Raw genomic sequence first — 8797 nt, 5'->3', positions numbered from 1 at the left:
CACACCGGTCCAAAAGATTGGATGAGCGGCATCAATTTAGGTTTTGCCTGCATGACCAGTAACAATCCCAAAGTGGATTTTCTTCTTCTCGCTATTAGCATACTCTCTTGAAATCTTGACGTCAACAGAAAAATAAAACGCTTACACTATGACCGTTTTTCACTCAAACAAGATGCGTTGCATCCGCTCCGGTGCCGCTAAAAAGTCGCGCATGACCCGGACGTGTTCGAGTTCATCGAACGTCGTCGGCGCTAGCCCCGCCTCGACTTCCAAAATCGCCGCGTCCGGATACGACATGAGAATCGGTGAATGGCTCGCGATGATAAATTGGCTTCCTGATTGAACGAGCTCATGCATCCGGGCGAGCATCGTCAATTGACGCATCGGCGACAACGCGGCCTCCGGCTCGTCTAAAATATAGAGGCCCGCGCCCCGGAAACGATGTAGCATGAGCGACAAGAACGCTTCCCCGTGTGACTGCTCATGGAGCGAACGACCACCATACGATTCATAAAACCGTTCAGGGTCAGGACTCGATCGCGCTATTTTGTCTACATAACTTGATAGCTGATACGCCGTCTCGGCCCGGAGGAAAAAAACCGTCCTTCGGGCGATACGCACTACGAATCGGGCGCAACGCCTCGAACAGCGGGCTATGTGTCGACTCGGTCTCAAAGCGGAACGCCGTCGCCCCGCCTTCCGGATTGAATCCAGCGGCAATCGCCATCCCTTCGATCAACGTCGACTTGCCGCTGCCGTTTTCCCCGACTAAAAACGTGACCGGCTTCGTCAACGTCAATTCGTCAAACGCTTCAAAAATCGGGAGCGAAAACGGATACCCTGGCGTTTCGATACGATCTCGTTCTAAGCGGACACCTCGTAAAAATAAGTTCAATCCCATTCGATCCAAAAAATCGCCCCCTCGTTTGATTCGACCCCGTAATTGAGTTGCTGCGCTTCGAGCAACAACTTGTTGATGGCGAGTCCAAGACCGTGTCCGTTCGACCGGTCACCTTTGACGTACATATCCCATACGCTCGCACGCATCCTATCATCGAGCCCCGGACCTTGATCCTCGATCTCGAGTCGGTTTCCGACAATTCTGATTGTGATGACGCCACCATCGGGACTTACCTGGTAGGCGTTATGAAGAAAGTTGGACAACACCCGTTCCATCGCCGTTTGGTCGGCTTGTAGCGTGACTGCTTCGAGTTCGAGTTGGACGGTGACTTGTTTATGCCGGAACCAGTCTTCCATTCGTGCCACCGTCTCACGAACGAGTCCGTCCAATCGGATCGGCTCGATTTGGAGCGGCAGACTTCGTGACGATAACTTCGAGTACTCGAGCATCTGCGTGACGAGACGATCGATCCGGTCAACTTCTTCGGTCATGCTCCGTCCCGTCGACGAGACGTCTTCTGGCTTAACGACGCCGAGCTCGAGCATCTCTGCCTCGTTGCGAACGATAGCGAGCGGTGTCCGCACGTCATGTGTAACCCCAGAGATGAACGTCTTTTGCAGCGTCTCTTTTTCTTGAAGCGCACGATTCATCTGATCGACCGCTCCCGTCAAATCACCGATTTCATCGTCTGTGACCGGCGGCAAGCTGATCGTGTGTGTTCCTGCCATGATTGCTGCGGTCGCTTGTTTCAATTGGACGAGCGGGGACGTTAAGCGCCGACCCATCCAATACGTCACGCCAATCGCCGCAACAAGGGCAAGCAAGAAGCCACTCCCGAGAATCATATAGATTTGACGGAACTGGGGATTCGCTAGCGGCGCATTCGTATACGTCACGATTTGAATATCTCCTTCTTCTCGTAAAAACGTCAAGAGACGCGTACCGTTTACGCTGACTTGATCGCGTTCCGTCAAAGCGTCCGGGTTCAGCGTCGGTGTCATCTGTCTCCGCATCCGTCCGCCTCGGTCAAGATCGATCGGTTCGCCGTCTTGAAACACGAGGACGTTGAGCTGTCCCGGTATGCCTCGCCCCTCAGCTAACGCGTCATAGACGATGTCCGCTTCACGCTCGAGCTGGGCGTAACTTTCCGTCTCGGCAAAGCGGCCGATCAAGAGCGACGTGAGTCCGAACGTGAGCACGGCCATGACCACGAGCGGGAGAATGGCGGTCCACAACAACTTTTTCATCAACCGGTTCATCACATGTCCTCCAATCGATAACCGACCCGATGCACCGTCTTCAACTGCCGTTTGATCGTCTTGGACTTGTCGCGGAGCTGTTTAACGTGCGTGTCGACCGTCCTCGTGTCACCGACGAACGTATAGTCCCACACGTCGTCGAGCAATCGATTCCGGTCAAGCGCTTCCCCGATATGCTTCATGAAATAGACCAGTAGTTCGTACTCCTTATTGGCCAATCGAATCGGTTTCCCGTCTTCAGTCACCGTCCGTGATTTTTCATCCACTTTCAGATCGCCGAACACGATGCCGTCCGTCTGCTTGACGAGACGCTTCAATCGAATCTCGAGCTCTTTCAAGACGATCGGTTTGACTAAATAGTCGTCAGCACCGAGCTCAAGACCGAACACCCGGTCATCGGCTTCCCCGCGTGCCGTCGTCAACACGATGGCCGGCCGCGGCTGAAGTGTCTGTAATCTCGGAATGAGCGTCCATCCTTCCCCGTCCGGCAGGCGAACGTCGAGCAGTACCGCATCGAACGGCTGATCAAGCAGTCGTTTCGCCTCGGCGAGTGTCCCCGCCACGCTGACAGTAAAGCCCGAGTACGTCAAAAAACGGGCCATCCCGTCCGCTAGCTTCTGTTCATCTTCCACTACGAGCACGTTCATCTGTATCGCCTCCACTCCCATTATATCGCATCAAGAAAGCATCCCATCGTTTCCCAAATACAATTTGCAAAAACCTTGCAACTCCCTCACAACTTGCCGGCGGGCAAGATCTACACTTGAGGTAGTAAAAGGAGGAGATACACATGAAATCATCAAAATTAGCACTCGCTTTGGCCGGCCTGCTTGCCGTTTCGGGCACAGGCGCCTACGCAGCCACGAACAAGACGACGACAACTGAAACGACAGAATCGACGGAAGCTTCGACGCAATGCGAACGCGGTGAACGTGGTGAACGCGGCATGTTCGGAGACCGGGCAGCCGGACAAGCGGCGTTGCTTGAGGCGCTCGGTTTGACCGAAGCCGAGGTCGAAGCGGCACGCGAAGAAGGACAGTCGCTTCCTGAGCTCGCAGAAGAGAAAGGCATCACGGTCGACGCATTCATTGACGCGATCATCGCCTCACACGAAGTGAAACTTGATGCAGCGGTCGAGAACGGTAATTTGACGCAAGCGGAAGCCGACGCGATTTTAGCTGAACATGAGGAACGATTCGCCGACGTGACAAGCTATGACGACCTAGACATGCAAGGACCGGGAGGCAGAGGTCGACACGGTCACGGATCGCATCACGGTGGCCAATTCGGTGGGCCAAACCAAGACAACAATACACCTTCAACAGATGACAATGTAGAAAATCAGAGTACAAATTCACTGTAAGTAAAAAGGCAACCAAATCTTGGTTGCCTTTTTAGGTGTAAGATCACTCTCCACGTTCGGCGCGTTGCCGTGCCCGAATCTCTTTTTCAACACGACGCAACGCTTTCTTCGAGCCACGCTCAAAATCATGCGCCTCTTTGCGCTCTCGATAGTCTACGAACAACGTCTCTAAGTCATAACCCGCCGGATAGAGATCAACCGCCTGCGCTTCAAGCCGGACGCGTCGCAACGGATGGTAGCTGAACGTCCCTTCCGTGTAAACCGTGACATGTCGCCCAGAATCGTCCGTCGCATAGACGAGCCCGACTTGATTCGTCTCGAGTAACCGGACGCGATCTCCTTTTTCAAATTGCTGGATCAGTTCCGGTTTCGCATTCACCACTTCTTGTGTCAGCTTCGAAGTGTCGACGAGTGTCTGGTCATATACTTTTTCTTTCATATAACGTGACGCCTGTTTCAAAATCGCTTCGGGCAGCTTCATTTTCCGGGCAATGAACAACGCGTTGCTGTCACCGGACTGACCGATCAACAACCGATACTTCGGCTCGAGCGTGTCCGGGTCGAACTGCATCGCCGCGTTCATGAAGTCCGGATGCGTCTCGGAATACGCTTTGATTTCCCCGTAATGGGTCGAGGCGACGACGAGACAGCCGCGCTTGTACGCCTCTTCTAAAATCGCGATGGCGAGCGCCGCGCCTTCGTTCGGTTCGGTCCCACTCCCAATTTCGTCAAATAAGAGCAGCGATCGCTTGCCGGCCCGCTGCATGATCGTCGCCACGTTGTTCATGTGGGCCGAGAACGTGCTGAGGGCAGAACCCATGTCTTGATTGTCACCGATATCGACGAACACGTCGTCAAACGCCGAGATGTCCGTATCGGGATGAGCCGGGATGTGCAAACCGCTCATGGTCATTAAAGTAAGCAAGCCGATCGTCTTCAAGACGACCGTTTTCCCGCCGGCGTTCGGTCCGGTGATGATGAGTCCGCGGTACGTCTCGCCGAGCGAGAAGTCGAGCGGGACCGCCCCATCAAGCAACGGGTGCCGGACTTGTCGCAAACGAATTTTCCCGGTCCCGTTCACGCGTGGCGAAATTCCTTCGATCGTCTGGCTATACTTCCCTTTGGCGAATACCATGTCGTACTGGGCGATGACGTCGAGCGTCGTCTCAATCGCCGGTAACGCTTCGGCTACCATACCGGTCAGCGTCGCGAGCACTTGATAGATTTCAACCGCTTCCTCGGTCCGTTTGACGGCGATTTCCGCGTTCAGCTTGCTGATCGCTTCCGGCTCGATGAACACGGTCGTCCCCCGGTTCGACGTATCGATGATCGTCCCGGCGACTTTATGTTTGTACGACGCCTTGATTGGGATCGTGAATCGGTCCTGCTTCTTCGTCACAAACGCGTCTTGAATCGCTTCACGGTTGGCCGCGCTCTTCAAAAATTTAGTCAACCGCTCCTCGATCCGTCCTTCGAGAATATCGATTTGCTTCCGGATCCGTTTCAGTTCTTTTGACGCCTCATCAACGACGCGTCCGGCCCGAATCGACCGAACGATTTCTTCTTCGATCGAGCGCCTTTCACTCATCTCGTCCGCGTACAGAGATAACAACGGTGCAAAGAACGTCTGCTCGGCCATGAATCGTTTCAGTTTGCGGGCTCCGCGGAAAAATTCAGCGACGGCTTCAAGTTCACCCGCCTCGAGTTGGATGCCACGACTGATTTTCCCGATGAGCGGTTCCATGTCGGACACCCCGATGAACGGGACGTGCGACGAGGCGTCTAGGATCGCTCGTGCCTCCGACGTCTCCTGCAGTCGTTTCTTCACCGTCTGTAGATGGCTCGTCGGTTGTTGATTTCTGAGCAACTTGCGACCAAACCCGCTGATGCAGTAGCGTTCGACTCGTTGGATGAGTTCAGTATATTGTAGTTTTTCTAACGTTTGTTCGTTCATGGTGATCTCTCCTTAAAATAGGGTGGAGATACCGCGCAAACAAAAAGCGTCGGTCGATGACGACCAACGCAAAAAGACAGACCGGTGTCTGGCAGTTTATGATGGGCGGTATCCGTAACAGAACATGAAGGCATGACAAAAACACGCGTCATCCTACGTTTTTCAGTTCGTTAGGCAGATACGACCTCACTCATCAACATGCAACACCTTTCACTTAAGATTCGTCTTCACTATACAACAAATTTCAGAATAAGTACATTTTTTAGACAGCGCTTACAAATTAGGTCTTGTCTTCTTTTAGATAGCGTGCTATGTTGAGACAGAAGAAACAAATATTGATCACATGTGACTGATTCGATCAGGCATGGGGTAAGACGAAAGGCTCACGCCACCCGTCTATACTCCATGCCTGTTTTGTTTTTTCACAATCATTTTCGCAAGGAAAGGATGAAGTGAACATGTTATTGAATAAGTGGATGAAGAGACATACACTGACACTTTATGCACCCATGGAAGGAGACATCATTCCACTTGAGCAAGTGGCCGACCCCGTCTTCAGCGAGAAGATGATGGGCGACGGAATCGCCATTAAGCCGACAAACGGAACAGTCGTCGCACCGGCTAATGGAACGATCGTCCAAGTCGCACCGACGAAACACGCCATCGGCATCCGGACGGAAGACGGAGCTGAGATTTTGATTCACGTCGGGTTAGACACGGTCGAACTTTCAGGAGACCCGTTCACAGTCCACGTCACTGTCGGTGACCATGTTGACGTCGGACATCCTTTGTTGACAGCGGACTTGAAGCAGATTCATCAAGCCGGGAAGGACACGGTCACTCCGATGATCGTCACGAACGGAAGCGACTTACCTCACCCCTACTCGTTCCACGCGGGCGGGCCCTCGCTTTCCGGAAAGACTGTCGTCGCTCAAGCGGAACAATGACTCCTCGATAGGAGGACACATGTTAAAAATCAAAAAAATCTTAAACAACAACGCGGTCATCGTCTCGGACGGAGGTGAAGAAAAGATCGCCATCGGACCGGGCGTCGCCTTTAAAAAAGGGCGCAACGACATCGTCAATCCGCATAAAATCGAAAAACTATTCGTCATGTCGGAAAACGATAAGTTTCAACAACTCTTAAGCCGCATCCCGGTCGACCACTTCACCATTTCCGAAGAAATTATCACGCATGCGGAGAAGCGGCTCGAGACGACGTTCAATGAGCACATCCACGTCGTCCTGACCGATCATATCTCGTTTGCCATCGAGCGTGAAGAAGAAGGGATCTCGCTTCGGAACAAGCTGTTGAACGAGATCAAAATCTTGTATCGCAACGAATATGAGATCGGGCTCTGGGCGCTGCAACTGATCGAGGACAAAATCGGGTTGAAGATGCCGAAAGACGAAGCGGCCTTCATCGCGCTCCATATCCATACACTCAAAGTGAAAGGAGGTGATTTGCGCAAGACGGTCAAACAGACGACGATCGTAAGAGACATGATTCAATCGATTTCACGACGACTCGACCTATCTATCGAAGAAGATGACTTATCCTATCAACGCTTATTAACCCATTTACGATTTGTCATGGATCGGGTCAACCACTACGATCATCACACGATCGACGAGGACATGCTTCAGATGATTCAAACAAAATTCTCGTCCGCTTACGCGTGTGCGTCTGACGTCGCAACTGAAATGGAAAACTTATACGGCATCGTCTTGCCCGAGTCAGAGCTTGGTTACATCACGCTCCACATTCAACGCCTGCAAGATCAACACCATCAAAAAGGAGGACATTTACAATGATGAACTTTTTACAACGTCTCGGACGTTCGCTCATGTTGCCGGTTGCGGTACTTCCTGCAGCGGCCATCCTCATGGGCATCGGTTACTGGATCGACCCGGTAGGCTGGGGTTCTGAAAACATCGCCGCCGCCTTCCTCATCAAAGCCGGTGCAGCCATCATCGATAACATTCCAATTCTCTTCGCTGTCGGGGTCGCCCTCGGTATGGCGAAAAACCGTGACGGCTCAGCCGCTCTCAGTGGTCTCGTCGCTTTCCTCACGGTCACGACACTTTTATCAGCAGCAACAGTCGCATTATTCCAAGGTGTAGACGTCGAAGCCGTCAACCCGGCGTTCGGTAAAATCGCTAACGCGTTCGTTGGGATCTTGTCAGGTCTCGTCGCCGCGTCCATGTATAACCGCTTTAGTCACGTTCAGTTACCTGACGCCCTCGCCTTCTTTAGCGGCAAGCGTCTCGTCCCAATCATGACGGCGTTCTCGATGATTCTCGTCTCGGTCGCACTTTACTTCGTCTGGCCGGTCGTCTACACAGGACTCGTCGGATTCGGTGAAACAATCTCTAAAATGGGAGCAATCGGTGCTGGACTTTATGGATTCTTCAACCGTCTGTTGATCCCGACAGGTCTTCACCACGCCCTCAACTCGGTATTTTGGTTTGACGTTGCCGGCATCAACGATATCGGTAACTTCTGGTCCGGTGAAGGTGAGAAAGGGATCACTGGACGCTATCAAGCTGGATTCTTCCCGATCATGATGTTCGGTCTCCCGGCAGCAGCCCTAGCGATGTATCACACTGCGAAAACGAAACGTAAAAAACAAGCGGCCTCGCTCCTTCTCGCCGCAGCGTTCGCTTCATTCTTCACAGGTGTCACGGAACCGCTCGAGTTCTCGTTCATGTTCCTCGCACCAGTTCTTTACCTTGTCCATGCTGTGTTGACAGGCGTGTCACTCTTTATCGCTGCCACATTCCAATGGACGGCCGGGTTCGGCTTCAGTGCCGGTCTCGTCGACTTCGTCCTCAGCTCACGGCTACCGCTTGCGAACCAGCCGTATATGTTGCTCGTCCAAGGCCTCGTCTTCGGTGCCATCTACTACACGATCTTCCGCTTCATGATTGTCAAACTTAACTTGGCAACGCCAGGTCGCGAGTCGGACGAAGAGGTTGATGCAGTCGCGACAGAAACAGCGCCTGAAGGTGAAACGAAAACGGCACCAGTTGCAGCAGGTGGTCAGTACTCTGCGATGGCAGCCATGATTTATGACGGTCTCGGTGGTGACCAAAACGTCACCGGTATCGAATCGTGTGTCACACGTCTCCGTGTCGACGTCAAAGACATGGACACGGTCGATCAAACGCAAATTAAGAAAGCGGGCATCCCAGGAATTAAAGTCGTCAGCCCGAACCATATTCAAGTCATCGTCGGGACGAACGTTCAATTCGTCCTCGAAGAGATTGAAAAACTCCGGAGCAACCGCGCCGGATGACGAACGAAAGCCACCTCACGC

The 8797-nt window shown here is 52.8% G+C and carries 7 protein-coding genes and 1 pseudogene; 4 read left to right on the top strand and 4 right to left on the bottom strand.

All coding sequences use genetic code 11. From position 1 onward, the window contains the following. Nucleotides 1–159 precede the first annotated feature (159 nt). The 3 genes and pseudogenes from A6395_RS09195 to A6395_RS09185 all read right to left on the bottom strand — a co-directional run bounded on the left by A6395_RS09195 (nt 160) and on the right by A6395_RS09185 (nt 2807). Nucleotides 160–901 (bottom strand): annotated as a pseudogene (locus tag A6395_RS09195) (AAA family ATPase). After that, nucleotides 892–2160 (bottom strand): HAMP domain-containing sensor histidine kinase, encoded by a 1269-nt coding sequence (locus tag A6395_RS09190; RefSeq protein WP_071398781.1) that lies wholly within the window; start codon nt 2158–2160, stop codon nt 892–894. The pseudogene A6395_RS09195 and the gene A6395_RS09190 overlap by 10 nt, the downstream one beginning before the upstream one ends. Then, a complete protein-coding gene (locus A6395_RS09185) occupies nt 2160–2807 on the bottom strand; it encodes a response regulator transcription factor (RefSeq protein WP_071398780.1) in 648 nt (215 codons plus the stop codon). Before A6395_RS09185 ends, A6395_RS09190 begins: the two co-directional genes overlap by 1 nt. Before the next feature lie 143 nt (nt 2808–2950). On the opposite strand from A6395_RS09185, the gene A6395_RS09180 reads away from it, so the two are divergent. Next, nucleotides 2951–3523 (top strand): hypothetical protein, encoded by a 573-nt coding sequence (locus tag A6395_RS09180; RefSeq protein WP_071398779.1) that lies wholly within the window; start codon nt 2951–2953, stop codon nt 3521–3523. Nucleotides 3524–3566: 43 nt separating this feature from the next. Here A6395_RS09180 and A6395_RS09175 read toward each other — a convergent pair whose 3' ends face one another. Further along, complete coding sequence (locus A6395_RS09175) at nt 3567–5477, bottom strand: endonuclease MutS2 (RefSeq protein WP_071398778.1); 1911 nt, start codon at nt 5475–5477, stop codon at nt 3567–3569. A 458-nt stretch (nt 5478–5935) separates the two neighbouring features. Between A6395_RS09175 and A6395_RS09170 the strand changes: the two genes are divergently transcribed. Genes A6395_RS09170 through nagE form a run of 3 tightly spaced genes read left to right on the top strand, consistent with a single transcriptional unit; the run spans nt 5936 to nt 8776 of the window. After that, nucleotides 5936–6424: a PTS sugar transporter subunit IIA gene (locus tag A6395_RS09170; protein ID WP_071398777.1), complete on the top strand. Its 489-nt coding sequence runs from the start codon at nt 5936–5938 to the stop codon at nt 6422–6424. Nucleotides 6425–6443: 19 nt separating this feature from the next. Continuing rightward, nucleotides 6444–7292 carry a PRD domain-containing protein gene (locus A6395_RS09165; protein WP_071398776.1) on the top strand — a complete coding sequence of 283 codons (849 nt, stop codon included), beginning with the start codon at nt 6444–6446 and terminating at the stop codon, nt 7290–7292. After that, on the top strand, nt 7289–8776 hold the full coding sequence (gene nagE / locus A6395_RS09160; protein ID WP_071398775.1) for an N-acetylglucosamine-specific PTS transporter subunit IIBC: 1488 nt from the start codon (nt 7289–7291) through the stop codon (nt 8774–8776). The genes A6395_RS09165 and nagE overlap by 4 nt, the downstream gene beginning before the upstream one ends. Nucleotides 8777–8797: the final 21 nt, after the last annotated feature.

The sequence above is a fragment of the Exiguobacterium sp. SH31 genome (assembly GCF_001816105.1).
Taxonomy (GTDB): Bacteria; Bacillota; Bacilli; order Exiguobacteriales; family Exiguobacteriaceae; genus Exiguobacterium; species Exiguobacterium aurantiacum_A.
This window is presented reverse-complemented; position numbering and strand designations above follow the sequence as displayed.

Coding starts and splice junctions, on each gene's coding strand:
- A6395_RS09190 (WP_071398781.1), bottom strand. CDS start 2,160: ATGAACCGGTTGATGAAAAAGTTGTTGTGGACCGCCATTCTCCCGCTC.
- A6395_RS09180 (WP_071398779.1), top strand. CDS start 2,951: ATGAAATCATCAAAATTAGCACTCGCTTTGGCCGGCCTGCTTGCCGTT.
- A6395_RS09170 (WP_071398777.1), top strand. CDS start 5,936: ATGTTATTGAATAAGTGGATGAAGAGACATACACTGACACTTTATGCA.
- A6395_RS09175 (WP_071398778.1), bottom strand. CDS start 5,477: ATGAACGAACAAACGTTAGAAAAACTACAATATACTGAACTCATCCAA.
- A6395_RS09165 (WP_071398776.1), top strand. CDS start 6,444: ATGTTAAAAATCAAAAAAATCTTAAACAACAACGCGGTCATCGTCTCG.
- A6395_RS09185 (WP_071398780.1), bottom strand. CDS start 2,807: ATGAACGTGCTCGTAGTGGAAGATGAACAGAAGCTAGCGGACGGGATG.
- nagE (WP_071398775.1), top strand. CDS start 7,289: ATGATGAACTTTTTACAACGTCTCGGACGTTCGCTCATGTTGCCGGTT.